The sequence below is a fragment of the Dryocola clanedunensis genome (assembly GCF_038405435.1).
Classification (GTDB): Bacteria; Pseudomonadota; Gammaproteobacteria; order Enterobacterales; family Enterobacteriaceae; genus Dryocola; species Dryocola clanedunensis_A.
Window position 1 is genome coordinate 227,537 of record NZ_JBBYHZ010000001.1, and the last position, 19,990, is coordinate 247,526.

The following is a 19,990-nucleotide window of genomic DNA, read 5'->3' on the forward strand; positions in this document are numbered from 1 at the left end:
GGCAATCCCCTCTTCATTGATAAGGACGCTTTGCATGATCGGACATTTACGTTACCTCGGGCTATTACTGCCTATTACATTTTCATCCTGGGCAGCGGAACAAAATCCCGCTGTCCATATCGCCCCAGCAGGAAGTCAGAACGCGGTGTTCGGGCCAGCCGAGAACTTTACCGGTCGTGTCAGGGTTGATCCTCTCTTCAAACCGGATAACGACATCAGTGTTTCCGGGGCTTATGTCACCTTTGAACCCGGCGCTCGTTCCGCCTGGCATACGCATCCGGCAGGTCAGCGGCTGATTGTGACCTCTGGTGTTGGGCTCACCCAACAAGAAGGCCAGCCGGTGCAGGTTATCCGCGCCGGTGACGTTGTCTCTTGCCCGGCGGGCATCAAACACTGGCACGGGGCGGCTCCCGGCAGCGCGATGACGCATCTGGCGATAACCGGGATTGTAGATGGCAAAAGCGTTAACTGGATGGAGAAAGTGACAGATGAACAATACCACGCCCATTAAGGCATTAGCGGCAGCGGTGCTGCTGACCTTTGGTTTTGGTCTCGCGGCACTTGCTGCGCCCGTCAATAAAGGAGCCTCAGAAATGAACCACGAACAAACGGTCTCAGATACGCTGTCAGCCAGCCAACAGTCCATCCCGTTGATAGCGGCATCGATGGCCAGCAGTCAGATGGATAAGCTGAATGCAGCGCTGAATCAGGGTCTTGACGCAGGGCTCACGATAAACGAAACCAAAGAGATTCTCGTCCAGCTTTATGCCTATACGGGCTTCCCCCGTAGCCTGAATGCGCTTAGTGAACTGATGAAGGTCGTCGAAGCACGTAAACAACGTGGTATCAAAGACGTTGAGGGTAAAGAACCGGTTGCCCCGATCCCTGTCGGAGATGAACTTCGCCGTGTCGGTACCGCAAACCAGACAAAAATCTCAGGCGCTGCCGTCCAGGGACCGCTGTTTGATTTTGCCCCAGTGATTAACCAGTTCCTGCAAACGCATCTTTTCGGCGACATTTTCGCCCGCGATAACCTCGACTGGCAAAGCCGCGAGCTGGCAACGGTTGGCGCATTAGCGGCCACACCAGGCGTTGAAGCCCAGTTGCTATCGCATACACGAGCAAGCATGCGGGTCGGCCTGACGGCAGCGCAGCTGCGCCAGCTGGCACAGGTTCTGCGTGAACATGGCGAAAGTGATGCAGCAACGCGAGCTGAAAAGGCGCTGCAACAGGCGCTCGCAAACAATTAGGAGTGGGTTATGGAGCATGATCCCAACCGCAGAATGTTAATCACCGCACTTGCCGGGCTGACGCTGGCGAACGTTTCTTTTGCATCAGCTGCGACCGGAACCGCAAACGTGCAGGGTAAAAGCCGTGTTCTGGTGGCGTACTTTTCCCGCAGCGGAAATACACGGGTGATTGCGGGCGTCATTCACCGCAGCCTGAATACCGATCTGTTTGAAATCGAACCGGCTACGCCTTATCCGGAAGACTATTTTCAGACCGTAGAACAGGCGCAAAATGAGCGTGAGCGGGGAGTAAAACCCGCATTGAAAAATAGCGTCGCAGATATCTCACGCTACGAGACCCTGTATTTAGGCTTTCCGATCTGGGGGACCAGCGTGCCGCCTGTAGTGCAAACATTTCTCAGCAGCCACAACCTTGCTGGCAAGTTAATCATCCCCTTCATTACTCACGGTGGCTACGGTAAAGGAGACAGCGACGACATCCTTACCCGTCTTGCCCCGACTGCACGTCGGGAAAAACCGCTGGTCATTGAATGCGACCAGGAGCGAAGAACCACTGAAACGGTCACCAACTGGTTAGAGACAATACGCAGTTAATCGTCCGCATTCATGAGTCTGCCAAATAAGGGCAATCAGGGGTGCTAAATAATTAACGCGGACAACTCAGATATTATTGAACGGCAAACATAACAGAGGATGTAATCTTGAAGACAATCTTAAAAACGCTGGCCATCTGCGTAATGGCGGGTGGCCTGGTGGCTCAGTCGGTCTATGCCGAGCCGCTGGTCATTCAGGAACAAGGAAGCTTTTCTGCTGGTGGCACTATCATCACCGCACCAGGAACATTTGATGCGAAAAAGCCGCTGGACTCTGCTGGCCAAACCTACCATGGCGATCATGCTTCTGTGTTCTACCAAATCCCCGAGAATCCGCATAAATACCCTATCGTCATGCTGCACGGCGCAGGTCAGTTCTCCCGTACCTGGGAAAGTACCCCGGATGGTCGCGAAGGGTTCCAGAACATATTCCTGCGTCGCGGGTTCTCAACCTATCTTGTCGATCAGCCACGACGGGGCAGCGCCGGGCGCACGACTGTAGAAGGTACGGTTACGCCAAAACCGGATGAACAAATGTGGTTCAACCAGTTCCGCGTTGGCGTGTGGCCAGAGTATTTTAAAGGTGTTCAGTTTTCTCACGACAAAGAAGCGTTGAACCAGTATTTCCGTCAGATGACCCCGAACACCGGGCCGTTTGATATCAATGTGATCTCTGATGCGATGTCCGCTGTCGTGGATAAATCCGGCCCCGCTATCCTCTTCACCCACTCTCAGGGTGGCGGACCAGGCTGGTACACGGCGATGAAAAACGACAAGGTCAAAGCCATTGTCGCCTTTGAGCCTGGCAGCAGCTTTGTCTTCCCGGAAAAAGAACTCCCTGCCCCTATGCCAAGCGCGTTCGACACGCTGAAGGGTGAGCCAGTGCCAATGGCGCAGTTTATGGCTCTGACCAAAATCCCGATTCTGATTATTTACGGCGATAACATCCCGGATAAACCTGTCGCCATGCCCGCGCAGGACAGCTGGCGCGTACGACTGGCGATGGCTCGCGAGTGGCGTGACGTGGTGAACAAGCATGGCGGGGATGTGACGGTGACGCATCTGCCTGAAGTGGGAATCAAAGGGAATACCCACTTCCCGTTCTCTGATTTAAATAATGTGCAGATTGCTGATTTGGTGAGTAAATTTCTGAAGGAAAAAGATCTGCAATAGGAAGAGCCAGTATTGAGCCTTCATTAATGAAGGCTCAATATAAAAGAGGGGGCAGCATTTTTGATCCTGACGAGATGAGCACAGTATTCATTCCGATTACTGGCTGTGACGCGCTAGAATGGCTGATACGAATTCACCAATTACAGCACTGTTTGCAGCAATACGCTGCTCAAAACATTTTGTCCCCGGTGTTTCAGTTGTGGCTGCCACAGGTACACCGAGAGAGACCAACCAGCTTTCAAAGGATGAATCCCGTTGGTTATAAATAATTCCATCCCGACATTGGCAGCCATCAACTTCACCATCAGGATGAGTTGAAAAAAAAACTGCTAAAGAGTCTCGAAGCTTCAGGGAAAAATCGCCTGGCAGAGCACCCGCTTCAAATGTGTAGACATAGGACTGTGTTGCAGGAAGATCCTCATGGCAGCACAAAACACCATCTCTGGCTGACAAAAAAATAAGCTTTTGATTTTTTAGTAATATCTTACCTTCGGATGAGGGTAATTCCTTACCTGGAGTAAAGCCACGATTGGGATTTTCTCCTGCCAGATTCAGGCGCTGACCTAGACTTGTGCCACTGAAGTTAACAACGGGTAGAAAGCTCAGAGCAATTGTATCCAGCAATTGCGGTGAGTTATTTTGTAGAAAATCCAGGATACCCCATGGTCCGGCAGGCTCTTCCCCATGAAAGCCGGAAGCGATGAGTGCATGAGGTAAAGTGTGATCGTTTCCCTTTGCCTGAAGGAGAGTGATTTTAGCATCATCATTTTGCCCCAAAGATACCTCTTTAAAGCCCCAGCGCATGCTCTCTTCCTTCAGCAATTGCTGTAATAGCGCGATATCATTGCTCTGACTGTTCATCGATTTCAGAGGCCAGATATGTTGTTTTTTTATCATTTCATCCCCGTTTATCACGTTCTGAAAAACAGTCTGCTCCCACAGGGCAGTACCCGCCGCCGCCCCGCATAGAACAGTATTAACATTCGGTATTATTTGCCATAAACATCAAAATCAAAATATTTTTTGCTAATTCATTGTATGTACCCTCTGCGCGCATCACGACAAGTGCTTTATCAAAAGTGGCTTTGAGCTCAGTATCACTCCAATGGTAATGAGATTTATTATCACAAAAGGTTTGCAATATAAATCATAAGATGTATTTTAGATACATGTTTATAGTTATTGGAGTCATAAATGAGCCATCACAGAATCCCTAAAAACTGGACAATCAAACGTTCAACCCCCTTTTTTACAAAAGAAAATGTTCCTGCAGCACTCCTGAGCCATCACAACACCGCAGCCAGTGTTTTTGGCCAGCTTTGTGTGATGGAAGGTACAGTTACTTACTACGGCTTTGCGAATGAAGATGCGGCAGAACCAGAAGTAAAAGTAGTGATTAAAGCAGGTTGCTTTGCGACCAGTCCACCGCAGTACTGGCACAGAATCGAGCTAACTGAAGACGCACAGTTTAATATCAATTTCTGGGCCGAACCGTCATTCTCAGGTGAGGAAGTTTACAGCGCTAAAAAAGCATAAACACAATGCTCCCTTATAAGCAAATAAGGGAGCCCATCCAGGTAAGATAATAGAATCATGATGAATTTATTCAGGCAGCATTTAACAATGGTCGATTATGGCGAGCAGGAATTATGTGGAGAGAAACACTTACTGCATGTCGCTGAATATCAGGAATACATTTCCTGCAACGCACCGTTTTGCTCGGACATAATCAACGATCGGCTCGATGACCCTACATCGGTAAACTAATAGAGATCTTTCTATGAAAACACGTATCGAGTTAATTCGGGGTACGCGTGCCCGATAGAACTGACGAACGCGGTGGTGAATATTTTTGGGCGCTGATCAGAACTTCTCTGACCTCATCAGGAATGGGCTTACCCCCACCTTCTGGCAAAAAGCCGACGATTCGTCCCCTTCCAAATTAATGAACACATCTAATAAACCCTAGCTAATTACCCCATCTAATCGAATAAATCACTTTGCGTTATGCTTTTCCTACACAACAGCTGAAGGATAATGTCATGCAAACTGTAAAACTGAACAACGGTATAGAAATGCCCCTGCTGGGCTTTGGTGTCTTCCAGATGACGGATGCCGCGGAATGCGAAAGAGCCGTTATTGATGCCATCGATACGGGATATCGCCTGATCGATACCGCTGCGTCTTATCAGAATGAAACCCAGGTCGGGAACGCACTGAAACAAAGCGGTATCGCCCGTGACGAACTGTTTGTAACTACCAAACTGTGGTTGCAGGATACAAATTATGAAGGCGCGAAAGCACAGTTCGAACGCTCCCTGAATCGACTGCAACTTGATTACGTTGACCTGTATCTGATTCACCAGCCTTACGGCGATGTCCATGGGGCATGGCGTGCTATGGAAGAACTGCAACAGGCAGGCAAAATTCGCGCCATTGGCGTCAGCAACTTCCATCCAGACCGACTGGCCGACCTTATCGCCTTCAACAAGGTTGCCCCTGCGGTAAACCAGATTGAAGTTAACCCCTTCAATCAGCAGCTGCATGCCGTTCCATGGAATCAAAGCCGTGGCATTCAGCCGGAAGCCTGGGCACCGTTTGCTGAAGGTAGAAATGGCCTGTTCCAGCATCCCGTGTTAACGACAATTGGCCAGAAATACGGCAAAAGCGTAGGTCAGATTGTGCTGCGTTGGATCTTCCAGCGAGGCATCGTTTCACTGGCGAAATCGGTGCGCAAAGAACGCATGGAAGAGAACATCAACATTCTCGATTTTGAACTCAGCCCTGAAGATATGCTGCAGATTGCCGCCCTCGACACCGCAACCAGCGCCTTCTTCTCTCACCGCGACCCGGCGATGGTGGAATGGCTGACTGGCCGCAAACTTGATGTTTAAGTCGCGATAAAAGAGGTATTCATTCAATGCAAAAACGTTATCTGGGTCAATCCCGACTCGAAGTCTCCGCGCCTGGGCTCGGCTGCATGGGCTTAAGCCACGGCTATGGCCCGGCGACCGATACTCTCCTGAGCACCAGGCTCGAGTAGGCCGTTAATACCCGGACGGGTCCGCAGCGAATGGCGGGCCCGTTATTCCTGATAGCGAAGTGCATCGATCATCAGCGCAAAAGCGGGCGGATGCTGCTTACGGCTCGGGTAGTAGAGGTAATATCCGGGGAAAGATGGGCACCAGTCCTGCAAAACCTGAATAAGCTCTCCTGACTTTATATAATCCTGCACCCTGTCTTCAGGTATACAGGCAATGCCAAAACCGGATAACGCCGCATCAATTCTTTCCGCCTGCAGATTAAACGTTACCTGCCCTTCCACTCTGACCCGTAACGGTTTCCCATCCTTCTCAAACTCCCAGTGGTAAAGTCCACCGGCAGTCGGCAGGCGCATATTGATACACCGATGATTTTGTAGCTCGTGGGGCGTTTCGGGCGCGGTGTTCGCAGCGAAATAAGACGGTGCACCCACCACTGCCATTCTCATATCCGGCCCAATTCTTACCGCAATCATGTCCTTATCCACGCTTTCGCCCAGGCGGATCCCGGCATCAAAACGCCCCTCAACAATATCGACAAAGCCGTTATCAACCACCAGTTCGAGATTAATTTCCGGATATTCCCTGAGGAAAGGTTTTAGCTTCGGCCATACCAGACTTCGCGCGGCATGCTCCCCGGCAGATAAACGGATATTGCCGGAGGCGGTGCCGTTCAGTTGAACAAGCGATTCCAGCTCCTGCTCAAGATCGGCAATACGCGGTTCAAGGCAGGCAATAATTCTCTCACCGGCTTCTGTAGGGGCAACGCTTCGGGTCGTGCGGGTCAGAAGGCGGATATTCAGCCTTTCCTCCAGGGCCTTCATCGCGTGGCTGAGTGCAGACTGAGAAACGCCCAGTTTACCCGCTGCTTTGGTAAAACTTCGCTCCCTCGCTACCACAAGAAATATTTGCAGTTCGTTGAAGTTTTCTTTGAGCATCGGTGATTTCCTTATAGAGGCATTCCCTTCATCGCACACTCATGAAGGGTGTTCATAGGCACAATCATTTTAGCCCTATTACTGACAATAATGATAATTGATATTCTGACCGTATCGAAAATAAGTCCGAATTATCAGAAGATTTATCATGAAAATACTCGTTGCAGGAGCGACAGGAAGTATTGGTCTTCATGTCGTGAATACCGCTATAGAAATGGGCCATCATCCCGTCGCGCTGGTCAGAAATAAACGCAAAGTAAAATATCTTCCTCGTGGAACGGATGTTTTTTACGGCGATGTTTCAGTGCCTGAAACACTTACCGATTTGCCGAAAGATATTGATGCCATCATCTTCACTCTCGGTTCCGATGGCCAGGGGCGTATTGGGGCCAGAGCGATAGATTACGGCGGTGTACGTAACATTTTACGACTATTCAGGGATACGCCTGTACGCATCGGCTTAATGACCACGATTGGCGTGACTGAACGGCTCAGCACCTGGAATCAACGCACTGAGGTTCATGACTGGAAAAGACGTGCCGAACGTCTGGTCAGGGCCAGTGGTCATCCCTATACCATCGTCAGGCCCGGCTGGTTCGATTACAACAATGATGATGAACACAGAATCGTTATGCTTCAGGGAGATCGTCGCCATGCCGGAACACCGGAAGATGGTGTGATATCCCGAGAGCAAATCGCCCAAGTTTTGGTCAGTGCCCTGACCAACGACGAGGCAAAAAATAAAACGTTCGAGCTGGTGGCTGAGCGAGGCGAAGCACAGCAGGATCTTACCCTACTGTTTGCAGACCTGCAGACTGATGATCCACAAAAAAATGAAGGAGTTCTGGACATAGACAATATGCCTCTGCGTGAAGAACCTGAGTGCATTATTAACGAGCTGAACCTGTATTCAAAAAAATTAACCAATCTACAACCCTGACAATTTTGTCATATAGCGGTCAGCCTCATGAAAGCTTAGGTCTGTATATTCAGATATACAGAGGGGGATAGTTCCCCTGATACGTGTCCAGCTTCAAACATATATTTTAAAAGAGGTATTAGATATGAAAGCACTACTTATTACTGCATTGGTCATGGGATTTATTTCAATGAATACCGCATCTGCCGCTCAGGAAATTAACCATGCAGATGGGAAAGAAAAGATGGGTGTAGTCTCAGCCAGCAATGCCTATACGCTTGATGAATTATCTAATGCGCTCTCTCGTAAGGCTGATCAGCAAGGAGCAACGTCATTTAAAATCCTGTCGACAACGGGGGATAACAGACTACACGGGGTGGCTGAAATCTATAAGTAAATCAAAATCATCTTGAACAGGTAACCAAATTCACTATGCCACTTCATAATGCCCCCTTATTTTTAACGACGTGTAAGAGCCAACCTTAATCCTAATCCAAAAAATGTAACACCCACAATCCGATCTAAGATTTTCTGCAATCCTCTATTTTGTGAGACAGCACCAGCGGCGCTACCTGCAAGTGTGGCGAACGTTAAATCAGTCAAGAAAGCGATCAACGCGTAAGTCATCCCTAGGATCAAAAAAGAGGCTGTGTGGTGCTCGCCTCCAGGTGAAACGAATTGAGGAAAGAAGGAGATAAAGAACAAGAGTACCTTCGGATTGGTTAAAGTTGTGATGAAGCCTTTAGAAAGAAGATTCGTAAGATTAGCTTTTGTCTTAACTGGTTCAGCTTCGCTGTGAATCGTGGTTTGTTTGGCGAACGTTCCCAAAACCATCTTTCCTCCCAGATACATCAAATAAGCAGCCCCAGCATATTTAATCAATGTAAACATCAGCGGAGATGCAGTTATCAGAGCAGTTAAGCCCACAGCACTTGCCACCGCGTGAGTACAACTACCTAAAGCAACGCCTGTAGCCGAAAGAATCCCGGCCCGACGACCATTAGCCACACTTTGACCTATCACGTAGGCCATATCAGGCCCTGGTGTTACTGAAAGAAGAAAAACAGACAGGGCAAAAAGCCCAAAGTTTGTTCTGTCCAACATCGCCATCTCCATGAAATACAAGATACAGCCCGCCATGCTAGCATTGAATTATTATGCGTTAAATGAAGATTTCCATTCAAGCAACAATAGCAGCCATAAAGCCCCGTTAGTGGTAAGGAGACAAGCGGAGCCGTTAGGCGACTACATCAGTGTTCAGAGGGATCACACCTTATCAGGGTGCTCGTGTACCGTTAGGAGCGTGAGCGAAGCGCAGGCAGAGCCGGATCTGTAGCTACCGGGGCATTACCACTATTCACCTGTTTACACTGCCACAAGGCCCCACATCGGGCTTAAATGCGTGTGATCAATCTGGTGTAAGAGCCAATGCCAGGATCAGGATTTGCCTTGACGTTGTGCTATCGCGGTATGAAGGCTGCAACTGCCGCCGAAGAAGAGACATATTCTCAATTCCGTCGTCATTGTCTGTGTTAATTAACAGAGTCCCCCGTTGGTTACTTTGTCGTTCAATGGTGAACGCACGAGGCAACATATCTTGAATAAGATCTTGATAACTAAATCTAAGGAAGTTTTGCAACAAGGGGAGATTGGAGCGGGTGAAGGGAATCGAACCCTCGTATGCAGCTTGGGAAGCTGCCGTTCTACCATTGAACTACACCCGCTTTTTGGGAAGCCCCGGCATTATAACCCTCCGGGGCCTGGTAGCAAGGGGCTGAGTTGCTAAGTGATGGTATTTTATACGTTTGCGCTGCCGTTAACAGGAAGGCTTGCTGCCCTGCGGTGGCAGATAGCGCTGCGGATCGATAGCCGTGGCGCGGTAGCGGATCTGGAAGTGCAGATTCACCGTGTTCGACCCGGTGCTGCCCATGGTGGCAATCTTCTGTCCGGCACTGACCTTCTGCCCGTTGTTCACGAGCGTCGTATCGTTGTGCGCATACGCCGTGATGTAATCTTCGCTGTGCTTGATCATCACGAGATTACCGTAGCCCCTGAGCTGATCCCCGACGTAAACCACCGTCCCCGCTGCCGAAGCGTAGATGGGCTGTCCGCGAGATCCCGCAATATCAATACCTTTGTTGCCGCCTTCGCTGTTGGAAAACGGTTCAATAATTTTGCCCGTGGTAGGCCAGCGCCAGCATTTTGATCCCACCGGTGGCGGTGCAACTTTCGCAACGCTGGTACCCGCTGATGAGCGAGTTTTGGAGCTTTTTGCGACGGCTGTTTTTTTCGATGAGGAGGAGCCGGAGCTGCTTTTCACGCGGATCTTCTGCCCGACTTCGAGGGTATAAGGTGCGGAAATGCCGTTCATGCGTGCAAGCGTGCCGACGCTTGAGCCGGTCATGCGTGAGATGCGATAGAGTGTGTCACCACGTTTGACGGTATACACCGAGCCGCTGTAGCTGCCTGCGGAGGCTTTAGAGCTGCCTGCTTTATCAGATGAGCAGGCGATTAAAGACAGGCTGAGTAGCGCGACGATGGCATTAAGTAACCCTATGCGGATGATGCTTTCCTTGCGCAAACTAACCCTCTGAAAATTATCCAAGAAAAAGAACTTCCTCCCCGAAGGGAGGAATAATACTGCTTACTTAACCGGACGCAGAGCCGGGAACAGGATCACGTCACGGATGGTGTGGCTGTTGGTGAACAGCATAACCATACGGTCGATACCAATACCCAGACCCGCCGTTGGCGGCAGGCCGTGCTCCAGTGCGGTAACGTAGTCTTCGTCGAAGAACATCGCTTCGTCATCGCCCGCATCTTTCGCGGCTACCTGGTCTGCGAAGCGCTGCGCCTGATCTTCCGCATCGTTAAGCTCAGAGAAGCCGTTACCGATTTCACGGCCGCCGATGAAGAACTCGAAGCGGTCGGTGATTTCCGGATTCTCGTCGTTACGACGCGCCAGCGGGGAAACCTCTGCCGGGTACTCAGTAATGAAGGTCGGCTGAATCAGATGGCTTTCCGCCACTTCTTCGAAGATCTCGGTCACAACGCGGCCCAGACCCCAGCTCTTCTCAACTTTGATACCGATAGCGGCGGCGATTTCCAGCGCTTTAGCCATATCGTCAAGATCCGCAATGTTGGTTTCCGGACGGTATTTTTTGATCGCTTCACGCATGGTCAGCTTGGCGAACGGCTGGTCGAAGTCAAACACCTGCTCACCGTAGGTGACCTGCGCGGTGCCCAGCACTTCATGCGCCAGGGTACGGAACAGGGATTCGGTCAGTTCGATCAGGTCTTTGTAATCCGCGTACGCCATATAGAGTTCCATCATGGTGAACTCTGGGTTGTGACGCGGAGAGATGCCTTCGTTACGGAAGTTGCGGTTAATTTCGAAGACGCGCTCGAAGCCGCCCACTACCAGACGCTTAAGATACAGCTCTGGCGCAATACGCAGGTACATATCGATGTCCAGCGCGTTGTGGTGGGTGATGAACGGACGAGCAGACGCGCCGCCTGGGATAACCTGCATCATTGGCGTTTCGACTTCCATGAAGCCACGGCCAACCATGAAGTTACGAATGCCGGACATGATCTGCGAACGCACTTTAAAGGTATTGCGGGATTCGTCGTTGGAGATCAGATCCAGATAGCGCTGACGGTAACGCGCTTCCTGATCCTGCAGGCCGTGGAACTTGTCCGGCAGCGGGCGCAGCGCTTTGGTCAGCAGGCGCAGTTCGCTACAGTGGATGGACAGCTCGCCGGTTTTGGTTTTAAAAAGCTTGCCGCGCGCGCCGAGGATATCGCCCAGATCCCACTTCTTGAACTGCTCGTTATAGACGCCTTCTGCCAGGTCGTCGCGGGCCACGTACAGCTGAATGCGGCCGCCAACGTCCTGTAAGGTCACGAAGGAGGCTTTACCCATGATACGGCGGGTCATCATGCGGCCTGCAACGGTCACTTCGATGTTCAGGTCTTCGAGCTCTTCGTTCTCTTTACCGTCAAAGTCTGCGTGCAGCTGGTCTGAGGTATGTTCACGGCGGAAGTCATTCGGGAAGGGAATGCCCTGCTCACGCAGGCCAGCCAGCTTCTCGCGGCGAGCTTTCAGTTCATTATTTAAATCGACCGCTTCGGTGCCCGGTGCTTGTTGTTCAGACATGTTGGTTCCTCATAACCCTGCTTTCAAACTTGCTTCGATAAATTTGTCCAGATCGCCATCCAGTACCGCCTGCGTATTACGGGTTTCAACCCCGGTGCGCAGGTCTTTGATACGGGAGTCGTCCAGCACGTAAGAGCGAATCTGGCTGCCCCAGCCGATATCCGATTTGTTATCTTCCAGCGCCTGCTTTTCAGCATTCTTCTTCTGCATTTCCAGCTCGTACAGCTTCGCCTTCATCTGCTTCATGGCCTGATCTTTGTTTTTATGCTGCGAACGGTCGTTCTGGCACTGGGTGACGGTGTTGGTCGGAATGTGGGTAATACGCACCGCAGATTCCGTACGGTTAACGTGCTGACCGCCCGCGCCTGAGGCACGGTACACGTCGATACGCAGGTCCGCCGGGTTGATTTCGATATCAATGTCGTCATCCACTTCCGGATAGACGAACGCCGAGCTGAAGGAGGTATGGCGACGGCCGCCGGAGTCAAACGGACTCTTACGCACCAGGCGATGAACGCCCGTTTCGGTACGCAGCCAGCCGAAAGCATATTCGCCCTGAATGCGGATGGTCACGGATTTGATGCCCGCGACTTCGCCTTCAGACTCTTCGATAATTTCGGTCTTGAACCCGCGGGATTCCGCCCAGCGCAGGTACATACGCATCAGCATGCTTGCCCAGTCCTGCGCCTCGGTGCCGCCGGAGCCTGCCTGAATGTCGATATAGCAGTCGGCGCTGTCGTAATCACCGGAGAACATACGGCGGAATTCCAGCTGCTCGAGCTTGGTTTCCAGCACGTCTAACTCAGCAACGGCTTCGTTGAAGGTCTCTTCGTCGTCCGCTTCTACGGCCAGCTCCAGCAGGCCGGAAACATCTTCCAGGCCCTGGGTCATCTGATCCAGCGTCTCGACAATCGCTTCCAGCGTGGAACGTTCTTTACCCAGCGCCTGCGCGCGTTCAGGTTCGTTCCACACGTCAGGCTGTTCCAGCTCTGCGTTTACTTCTTCCAGGCGCTCTTTCTTGGCATCGTAGTCAAAGATACCCCCTAAGAACGTCGCTGCGCTCTGTCAGGTCCTGGATGCGGTTTTTTACCGGGTTAATTTCAAACATGCTTAATTTCTTATGTTGATGTCAGAAGACGAAAATGCGGTCGTAAACCGGAAAGTTTACCGGAATTACGCCGCATTTTATAGCGTTGGTTGCTGCTTTTAAGCCGGGCTTAACGGCTAGAGAGGCCAGATATGATCGATTAAAAGCTGCACGCTGCGGTTGCCGCGAAACTCGTTGACGTCCAGCTTGAAGGCCAGCTCCACCTCACGCACGCCGTTATCAGGCCAGCAGGTGGTATCAACGTTAAACGCAATGCCGTCAATCAGCGGGCCGCCGCCCAGCGGTTCGACCATCACCTTAAGATGACGCTCGCCCACCAGCCTTTGTTGCAGGAGGCGAAATTTGCCGTCGAACAGCGGTTCCGGGAACATTTGCCCCCACGGCCCCGCGTCGCGCAGCATCTCGGCGACTTCCAGCGTCAGCTCCTGGGTTGATAACGCGCCGTCGGACCAGATTTCACCCTGCAGCAGGGCCGGATCGAGCCATTCGCCAACCAAATCGCCAAAGCGCTGGCGAAACTCATCAAAACGAGGTTCTTCCAGTGACAAGCCAGCTGCCATGGCGTGCCCGCCAAACTTCAGCATCAGACCGGGGTGCAGGGTGTCCAGACGCTCAAGCGCATCGCGCATATGCAGTCCCTGTATCGACCGGCCGGAGCCTTTAAGCGTGCCGTCACCCGCCGGGGCAAAAGCGATAACCGGGCGGTTAAAACGTTCTTTAATGCGTGAAGCAAGGATACCTACTACGCCCTGATGCCACTCCGGGTGGTACATTGCCAGGCCGTACGGCAGCGCGTCGTTGCTGCGCTCCAGCGCATCGCACAGCGATAACGCCTCAACCTGCATCCCCTGCTCAATCTCTTTTCGCGTCTGGTTCAGCGCATCAAGCTCGTTGGCGAGCATGCGGGCTTCGCCAATGTTTTCGCTCAGCAAAAGCGCCACGCCGACGGACATATCGTCCAGACGGCCTGCGGCGTTCAGGCGCGGGCCAAGTGCAAAGCCCAGGTCGCTGGCCGCCAGCTTTTGCGGCTCACGATTGGCAACTTCAAGCAGGGCCAGAATACCCGGACGGCATTTACGCGCGCGTATGCGGCTTAACCCCTGCCAGGTAAGAATGCGGTTATTCGTGTCCAGCGGAACGACGTCCGCCACCGTGCCTAAAGCCACCAGATCCAGCAGCTCCGCCAGATTAGGGACTGCCAGCCCCTGCTGTTCGAACCAGCCAACGTCGCGCAGGTGCGCGCGCAGAGCCAGCATTAGATAGAACGCCACGCCCACGCCAGCAAGCGCCTTGGACGGGAATTCGCAGTCCACCAGGTTAGGGTTGATGATGGCCTCTGCCGCTGGCAGCTCCGGTCCGGGCAGGTGGTGATCGGTGACCACCACGGGAATGCCCAGCTCATGCGCGCGTTCGACGCCGCTATGGGAGGAAATGCCGTTATCCACGGTGAGGATCAGCTGTGCGCCGCGCGCATGCGCCTGATCCACCACTTCCGGGCTTAAGCCATAGCCGTCTTCAAAACGGTTCGGCACCAGATAGCCGATATTCGAGCCGCCCAGGCTACGCAGCGCAAGCACGCTCAGAGCGGTGCTGGTTGCGCCATCGGCGTCGAAATCACCGACCACAATGATGCGCAGCCCTTCGCGGAGCGCGTTATGCAGGATAGTCACGGCCTCTTTCATGCCGTTGAGCTGCTGCCATGGCAACATACCTTTAACGCTACGCTCGAGATCCTGCTCACCGCGCACGCCACGGCTGGCGTAGAGGCGCTTTAACAGCGGGGATAACCCCGCCGGGAGCACCACCGAATCATCCACGACCCGACGGCGAAGTTGCGTTTGCTTTTTCACCCGCTAACTACCCACCTACTTTGCTGAGCTGCTGATGCGCATCCAGCATTTCCTTCATCTCTTTCGGCCCCTGATAGCCCGGGATCACGGTCCCGTTGCTCAGGACAATAGCCGGAGTCCCCTGCACGCCAAACTGCACGCCCAGGTTGTAATGGTTAGCGATGTTGGTATCGCAGGTTGCCGAGGCCACGGCACCGCCCTTCATAGCGGCATCAAAGGCTTTATTGCGGTCTTTTGCACACCAGATGGATTTCATGTCGCTTTCGGTCTGGCTTTGCAGACCCTGACGAGGGAAGGCCAGATAACGCACGGTGATCCCCAGCGCGTTATAGTCTTTCATCTCTTCGTGCAGCTTATGGCAGTAGCCGCAGGTGATATCGGTAAACACGGTAATGACATGTTTTTCCTGCGGCGCCTTGTAGACGATCATCTCTTTCTCAAGCGCGTTGAGTTTCCCCATCAGCAGCTTGTTGGTGACGTTGATCGGCTGCGCGCCGCTGACGTCGTAAAGCGGGCCCTGAATGATGTGCTTGCCGTCTTCGGTGACGTACAGCACGCCGCTTTCCGTCAGCACGGTTTTCATACCCGTAACGGGCGCAGACTGGATGTTCGCATTTTGTATGCCCAGCTTCGCCAGGGATTGTTTAATGGCCGCGTCGTCAGCGTGAGCAAAACCTGTTACGGACGCCGCTAATAACGAGAGCAGCACAATACCTTTTTTCATCATAATTCCTTTGTCTTCTGGCACTCACGCCCGTGGGTGGTGCTGTTGATGCAGCTGACGCAAACGTTCGGTCGCTACATGTGTATAAATTTGTGTGGTGGATAAATCGCTGTGCCCTAACAGCATCTGTACGACACGTAAATCTGCACCGTGGTTCAGCAGATGCGTGGCGAAAGCGTGTCGCAGAACGTGCGGGGACAATTTTTCACTGTCGATACCCGCTATCACGGCGTAGTGCTTTATGCGATGCCAGAAAGTTTGTCTGGTCATCTGCTGCGCCCGCTGGCTCGGAAAAACAACGTCCAGCGACTGCCCGTTAAGCAGCCACGGGCGGCCATGTTCGAGATAATTTTCCAGCCAGTAAACCGCCTCTTCACCCAGCGGTACCAGACGCTCTTTATTACCTTTACCGATGACGCGCACCACGCCCTGGCGCAGGCTGATATCACTCATTACCAGGCCAACCAGTTCGGAGACGCGTAGGCCGGTAGCATACAGCAATTCGAGCATCGCTTTGTCACGTAACTCAATCGGCTGATCCAGACAGGGAGCCTGCAATAGCCGTTCAACCTGTGCCTCACTGAGATCCTTAGGCAAGCGCTGCGGCAGTTTGGGGGATGAAAGCAGCGCGCTCGGGTCGTCGTCACGCGCTTTTTCGCGGTACAAATACTGGAACAGACGGCGAATGGCGCTGAGCATTCTTGCCGAACTGGTGGCTTTATAACCGCCCTCCAGCCGTTCGGCAAACAGCGACTGCAAATCACCGGGCTGCGCGTCCAGCAGCGTCAACTCCTTGCGATGTAACCACTCGACCACGGTTTTCAGGTCCCGGCGATAAGAAGTCAGGGTGTTTTCCGCCAGATTTTTCTCCAGCCAGAGTGCGTCGAGAAATTGTTCTATTCGGGCCAGATCCTGTTCCACTGGAGCCTCACTTAAGCTTGATTTACCGCCATTATGCATGATGCGTAATGGGATCTGGTACACTTGCCAGCCTGCACGTTATTACATGAGTTGTTATCGCTATGAACATTGGCCTTTTTTATGGCTCCAGCACCTGTTACACCGAAATGGCAGCCGAAAAGATTCGTGACATCATCGGCCCGGAGCTGGTAACGCTCCATAACCTGAAGGATGACGCTCCCACGCTGATGGAACAGTACGACGTCCTGATCCTCGGTATCCCCACCTGGGACTTCGGTGAGCTGCAGGAAGACTGGGAGGCAAACTGGGACCAGCTGGATAACCTGAATCTGGAAGGCAAGCTGGTGGCGCTGTACGGCATGGGCGACCAGCTCGGCTACGGCGAATGGTTCCTCGACGCACTCGGCATGCTGCACGACAAGCTGGCACCCCGCGGCGCGCAGTTTATCGGTTACTGGCCAACCGAAGGCTACGAGTTTACCAGCCCGAAACCTGTTATCGCAGACGGCGAGCTGTTTGTTGGCCTGGCGCTGGATGAAACCAACCAGTATGACCTGAGCGATGAACGCATTCAGAACTGGTGTGAACAGATTCTGGGTGAAATGGCTGAGAAGTTCGCCTGAGGCGCTTAAGCCTGGCCGCTCCCGCTCGCCTGCTGTTGTAACATCAGGCGGCGTAAATCACGCCACTCTCCGCTGTCCATGCTGTCCGACAGCAGCCATAAATGCTGGCTGCGCGTTTTGTGCGGCTGGCGAATGCGTAACATCAGTCCGCTGCGCAGCATCCAGGGCGCACCAACAATTTCCCACTCTTTGCCCTGCCATTTCAGACGGTAGTCCGTCAGCAGTTTAATCTCCCCCTGGCTGGCATGAATACGGCGCTGGCTGCGCACGCTGTCGAAGACAACCAGAGAAAGCAAAAACATCCAGATAAGCGTGTAGCTCATGGGCCAGGGTAAAAGCAAAACGAACAGCGCCAGCAGGCCGTGCGCCAACAGGGAAAGCCACTGCGCTCGCCAGGAGACGCGAAGATCAGATTGCCACAGGACCACGTTCTCTATTCCGTGTTTGGATCAGCTTCACCATACGCTGCAACGCCTTGTCTTCCGGTTCACCGTGATTCATCAGCCAGTTAAAAAGGTCCGGATCGTCACATTCCAGAAGACGGATAAACAGCTGCTTATCCTCGTCGCTTAGCGTGTCATATTCATATTCAAAGAACGGCATAATCGAAATATCGAGCTCGCGCATTCCACGGCGACAGGCCCAGTGAATTCGGGCTTTATTATTGATATCCATCTGCTCTTTCCTGCTTTGTAAATGTGTCAGGTACGCGGTTAGTGTAACGTGTTTTCGCCGCTCGTATTATCTGAATGTTTCTATATGCGTACTTTCTCTGGATAAATTTGTGCAAAGCGACATTGCTGCATAGAAAGTGCGAGACTGCTCGAAACGGCACGATTCGCGATATCAAACTGCTTGCATTGCCGGGTGGCTCTTTTACCATTACCTTCATTCATCCGTTGGATTATCCAGGACACTATTATGGCTTTCACACCGTTTCCTCCTCGCCTGCCAACCTCTTCCGCTCGTCTGCCGCTTACCCTGATGACGCTAAACGACTGGGCGCTGGTCAACGTTACGGGCGCGGACGCAGAGAAATACCTGCAGGGCCAGGTCACCGCAGACGTAGCACAGATGGGCAGCAATCAGCATCTGCTCTGCGCCCATTGTGATGCGAAAGGAAAGATGTGGAGCAACCTGCGCCTGTTTCATCGTGGCGAAGGCTTCGCGTTTATTGAGCGCCGCAGCCTGGCGGAAGCGCAACTGACTGAACTGAAAAAGTATGCCGTGTTTTCGAAAGTGACCTTTACGCCGGATGAAGAAACCGTGCTGCTGGGCCTCGCCGGTTTCCAGGCTCGCGGGGCGCTGGCGAATATTTTCGCAACGCTGCCGGATGCAGAAAACCCCGTCGTTCAGGATGGTGAAACTACGCTGCTCTGGTTCGGCTTGCCCGCTGAACGCTTCATGGTGGTAACGGATGCCACCGGCGCGCAAAATCTTGCGGATAAGCTGCAGGGTGAAGCCCAGCGCAACGACAGCCAGCAGTGGCTGGCGCTGGATATCGAAGGCGGCCTGCCGGTCATTGATAGCGCCAACAGCGCACAGTTTATCCCTCAGGCGACAAACCTGCAGGCGCTGGGCGGCATCAGCTTTAAAAAAGGGTGCTACACCGGTCAGGAGATGGTCGCTCGCGCTAAGTTCCGCGGGGCCAACAAACGCGCCCTGTGGTATCTGGCAGGCACAGCCAGCCGCCAGCCAGAAGCCGGTGAAGATCTCGAGATGAAAATGGGTGAAAACTGGCGTCGTACCGGCACCGTTCTGGCGGCAAGCCTGCTGGAGGATGGCCGTTTGCTGGTGCAGGCGGTGATGAATAACGATCTTGAAGCGGACAGCGTTTTCCGCGTCAGGGAAGATAACGGCAGCGAGCTGAAAATTGAGCCGCTGCCTTATTCACTCGAAGAAATCTGACCGGTTGCGGGTGCCCCGGTAACACGGGGCATACCGGATTAGCGGATGTAGAGATAAATCGCAAGGAAGTGGCAAACGCTGCCGCCGAGCACAAAGCCGTGCCAGATTGCATGGTTGTAAGGGATGCGTTTACTGACGTAGAAAATCACCCCGAGCGAATAGATAACGCCCCCTATCGCCAGCAGCGTCACGCTTTCCGGCGCCAGTTTCAACACCATCTGATAAATAACCACCAGCGACAGCCAGCCCATCATCAGGTAGGTCACCAGCGACAGTATTTTGAAGCGGTGCGCGATGGTCAGCTTAAACAGGATCCCCGCCAGCGCCAGGCCCCAGATAACAATCATCAGCCCGCGCGAAAGCGGTGAATCCAGCCCAACCAGCAGGAAGGGGGTATAGGTACCGGCAATCAGCAGGTAGATGGCGCAATGGTCGAATTTCTTAAGCCAGCGTTTTGCCCGGGCGTCAGGAATGGCGTGGTACAGCGTGGAGGCCAGGAACAGCAGAATCATGCTGCTGCCGTACAGAGTGTAGCTGGTAATTGCGGTTGCGCTGGCGTTGGCTTCCACCGCCTGCACCAGCAGCAGAACCAGCCCGACAATGCCGAAGACCAATCCGATGCCGTGGCTTATGCTGTTGGCGATTTCCTCCGCCAGTGAATATCCCGGTGCTTTAATTGGTTTGTCAGCCATACGGCTACTCCCGGTGAGACTTATGATAAAAATTGAGCAGGTCCAGCATAGCTGAGAATGATTCCAGCGAACACATGTACGCTAAAATAAA

Annotated in this window: 22 protein-coding genes, 1 tRNA gene and 2 pseudogenes; 11 read left to right on the forward strand and 14 right to left on the reverse strand. The window is 52.8% G+C overall.

All coding sequences use genetic code 11. The annotated features are described in order from the left end of the window. Positions 1 to 34: 34 nt before the first annotated feature. The 4 genes from AAE045_RS01020 to AAE045_RS01035 all read left to right on the forward strand — a co-directional run bounded on the left by AAE045_RS01020 (position 35) and on the right by AAE045_RS01035 (position 3,016). Positions 35 to 511: a (R)-mandelonitrile lyase gene (locus tag AAE045_RS01020; protein ID WP_455546099.1), complete on the forward strand. Its 477-nt coding sequence runs from the start codon at positions 35 to 37 to the stop codon at positions 509 to 511. After that, positions 489 to 1,250: a carboxymuconolactone decarboxylase family protein gene (locus tag AAE045_RS01025; protein WP_050881808.1), complete on the forward strand. Its 762-nt coding sequence runs from the start codon at positions 489 to 491 to the stop codon at positions 1,248 to 1,250. Before AAE045_RS01020 ends, AAE045_RS01025 begins: the two co-directional genes overlap by 23 nt. Positions 1,251 to 1,259: 9 nt before the next feature. Further along, a complete protein-coding gene (locus tag AAE045_RS01030) occupies positions 1,260 to 1,844 on the forward strand; it encodes a flavodoxin (RefSeq protein ID WP_455546100.1) in 585 nt (194 codons plus the stop codon). A 107-nt stretch (positions 1,845 to 1,951) separates the two neighbouring features. Further along, a complete protein-coding gene (locus AAE045_RS01035) occupies positions 1,952 to 3,016 on the forward strand; it encodes an alpha/beta hydrolase (protein ID WP_455546101.1) in 1,065 nt (354 codons plus the stop codon). 96 nt (positions 3,017 to 3,112) lie between these two features. Here the strand turns inward: AAE045_RS01035 and AAE045_RS01040 are convergent, their stop codons facing one another. Together AAE045_RS01040 and AAE045_RS01045 are read right to left on the reverse strand one after the other, a co-directional pair. Then, entirely contained in the window at positions 3,113 to 3,913 is an 801-nt protein-coding gene (locus AAE045_RS01040) for a M14 family metallopeptidase (protein ID WP_455546102.1), read from the reverse strand. A 92-nt stretch (positions 3,914 to 4,005) separates the two neighbouring features. After that, positions 4,006 to 4,115: pseudogene (locus AAE045_RS01045) on the reverse strand (histidine ABC transporter substrate-binding protein HisJ); the annotation flags it as partial. A 95-nt stretch (positions 4,116 to 4,210) separates the two neighbouring features. On the opposite strand from AAE045_RS01045, the gene AAE045_RS01050 reads away from it, so the two are divergent. The 3 genes and pseudogenes from AAE045_RS01050 to AAE045_RS01060 form a co-directional block, all read left to right on the forward strand. Next, the gene (locus tag AAE045_RS01050) at positions 4,211 to 4,552 is read left to right on the forward strand and encodes a DUF1971 domain-containing protein (protein WP_455546103.1); all 342 of its coding nucleotides are present in this window, start codon (positions 4,211 to 4,213) and stop codon (positions 4,550 to 4,552) included. 506 nt (positions 4,553 to 5,058) lie between these two features. Beyond that, positions 5,059 to 5,910 (forward strand): aldo/keto reductase, encoded by an 852-nt coding sequence (locus tag AAE045_RS01055; RefSeq protein WP_455546104.1) that lies wholly within the window; start codon positions 5,059 to 5,061, stop codon positions 5,908 to 5,910. 26 nt (positions 5,911 to 5,936) lie between these two features. After that, positions 5,937 to 6,035: pseudogene (locus AAE045_RS01060) on the forward strand (aldo/keto reductase); the annotation flags it as partial. A 66-nt stretch (positions 6,036 to 6,101) separates the two neighbouring features. Here AAE045_RS01060 and AAE045_RS01065 read toward each other — a convergent pair. Beyond that, positions 6,102 to 6,995, reverse strand: a complete 894-nt coding sequence (locus tag AAE045_RS01065) for a LysR family transcriptional regulator (RefSeq protein ID WP_064356296.1) — start codon at positions 6,993 to 6,995, stop codon at positions 6,102 to 6,104. A gap of 148 nt (positions 6,996 to 7,143) precedes the next feature. Here AAE045_RS01065 and AAE045_RS01070 point away from each other — a divergent pair, with 148 nt between their 5' ends. Both AAE045_RS01070 and AAE045_RS01075 read left to right on the forward strand, forming a co-directional pair. After that, on the forward strand, positions 7,144 to 7,935 hold the full coding sequence (locus AAE045_RS01070) for an SDR family oxidoreductase (RefSeq protein ID WP_455546105.1): 792 nt from the start codon (positions 7,144 to 7,146) through the stop codon (positions 7,933 to 7,935). A 124-nt stretch (positions 7,936 to 8,059) separates the two neighbouring features. Further along, positions 8,060 to 8,311: a DUF1471 domain-containing protein gene (locus tag AAE045_RS01075; RefSeq protein ID WP_455546106.1), complete on the forward strand. Its 252-nt coding sequence runs from the start codon at positions 8,060 to 8,062 to the stop codon at positions 8,309 to 8,311. A 62-nt stretch (positions 8,312 to 8,373) separates the two neighbouring features. Here AAE045_RS01075 and AAE045_RS01080 read toward each other — a convergent pair whose 3' ends face one another. The 8 genes from AAE045_RS01080 to xerD form a co-directional block, all read right to left on the reverse strand. Beyond that, positions 8,374 to 9,018 carry a LysE family translocator gene (locus AAE045_RS01080; RefSeq protein ID WP_455546107.1) on the reverse strand — a complete coding sequence of 215 codons (645 nt, stop codon included), beginning with the start codon at positions 9,016 to 9,018 and terminating at the stop codon, positions 8,374 to 8,376. A 546-nt stretch (positions 9,019 to 9,564) separates the two neighbouring features. Next, positions 9,565 to 9,638, reverse strand: a tRNA-Gly gene (locus tag AAE045_RS01085). Positions 9,639 to 9,730: 92 nt separating this feature from the next. Beyond that, a complete protein-coding gene (actS, locus tag AAE045_RS01090; protein WP_455425637.1) occupies positions 9,731 to 10,495 on the reverse strand; it encodes an amidase activator ActS in 765 nt (254 codons plus the stop codon). A gap of 63 nt (positions 10,496 to 10,558) precedes the next feature. Further along, positions 10,559 to 12,073 carry a lysine--tRNA ligase gene (gene lysS, locus AAE045_RS01095; RefSeq protein ID WP_455546108.1) on the reverse strand — a complete coding sequence of 505 codons (1,515 nt, stop codon included), beginning with the start codon at positions 12,071 to 12,073 and terminating at the stop codon, positions 10,559 to 10,561. A 9-nt stretch (positions 12,074 to 12,082) separates the two neighbouring features. After that, a protein-coding gene (prfB, locus tag AAE045_RS01100) for a peptide chain release factor 2 (protein WP_455425639.1) occupies positions 12,083 to 13,181 on the reverse strand; the annotation gives its coding sequence in 2 pieces (ribosomal slippage) (positions 12,083 to 13,105 and positions 13,107 to 13,181; 1,098 coding nt in all). Between the two features lie 116 nt (positions 13,182 to 13,297). Beyond that, positions 13,298 to 15,031: a single-stranded-DNA-specific exonuclease RecJ gene (gene recJ, locus AAE045_RS01105; RefSeq protein WP_455546109.1), complete on the reverse strand. Its 1,734-nt coding sequence runs from the start codon at positions 15,029 to 15,031 to the stop codon at positions 13,298 to 13,300. A gap of 7 nt (positions 15,032 to 15,038) precedes the next feature. Continuing rightward, positions 15,039 to 15,755: a bifunctional protein-disulfide isomerase/oxidoreductase DsbC gene (gene dsbC / locus AAE045_RS01110; protein ID WP_455546110.1), complete on the reverse strand. Its 717-nt coding sequence runs from the start codon at positions 15,753 to 15,755 to the stop codon at positions 15,039 to 15,041. Positions 15,756 to 15,779: 24 nt separating this feature from the next. Continuing rightward, a complete protein-coding gene (gene xerD, locus AAE045_RS01115; protein WP_455546111.1) occupies positions 15,780 to 16,676 on the reverse strand; it encodes a site-specific tyrosine recombinase XerD in 897 nt (298 codons plus the stop codon). Between the two features lie 101 nt (positions 16,677 to 16,777). On the opposite strand from xerD, the gene fldB reads away from it, so the two are divergent. Further along, positions 16,778 to 17,299, forward strand: coding sequence for a flavodoxin FldB (fldB, locus tag AAE045_RS01120; protein WP_455546112.1), 522 nt, complete (start codon positions 16,778 to 16,780; stop codon positions 17,297 to 17,299). Between the two features lie 5 nt (positions 17,300 to 17,304). Here fldB and AAE045_RS01125 read toward each other — a convergent pair whose 3' ends face one another. Continuing rightward, a complete protein-coding gene (locus AAE045_RS01125; RefSeq protein WP_455546113.1) occupies positions 17,305 to 17,727 on the reverse strand; it encodes a protein YgfX in 423 nt (140 codons plus the stop codon). Further along, the gene (sdhE, locus tag AAE045_RS01130; protein ID WP_455425643.1) at positions 17,708 to 17,974 is read right to left on the reverse strand and encodes an FAD assembly factor SdhE; all 267 of its coding nucleotides are present in this window, start codon (positions 17,972 to 17,974) and stop codon (positions 17,708 to 17,710) included. Before sdhE ends, AAE045_RS01125 begins: the two co-directional genes overlap by 20 nt. 246 nt (positions 17,975 to 18,220) lie before the next feature. Between sdhE and ygfZ the strand changes: the two genes are divergently transcribed. Continuing rightward, positions 18,221 to 19,207: a tRNA-modifying protein YgfZ gene (gene ygfZ, locus AAE045_RS01135; RefSeq protein ID WP_455546114.1), complete on the forward strand. Its 987-nt coding sequence runs from the start codon at positions 18,221 to 18,223 to the stop codon at positions 19,205 to 19,207. A 38-nt stretch (positions 19,208 to 19,245) separates the two neighbouring features. Here the strand turns inward: ygfZ and trhA are convergent, their stop codons facing one another. Further along, the gene (gene trhA, locus AAE045_RS01140) at positions 19,246 to 19,899 is read right to left on the reverse strand and encodes a PAQR family membrane homeostasis protein TrhA (RefSeq protein WP_455546115.1); all 654 of its coding nucleotides are present in this window, start codon (positions 19,897 to 19,899) and stop codon (positions 19,246 to 19,248) included. Positions 19,900 to 19,990: the final 91 nt, after the last annotated feature.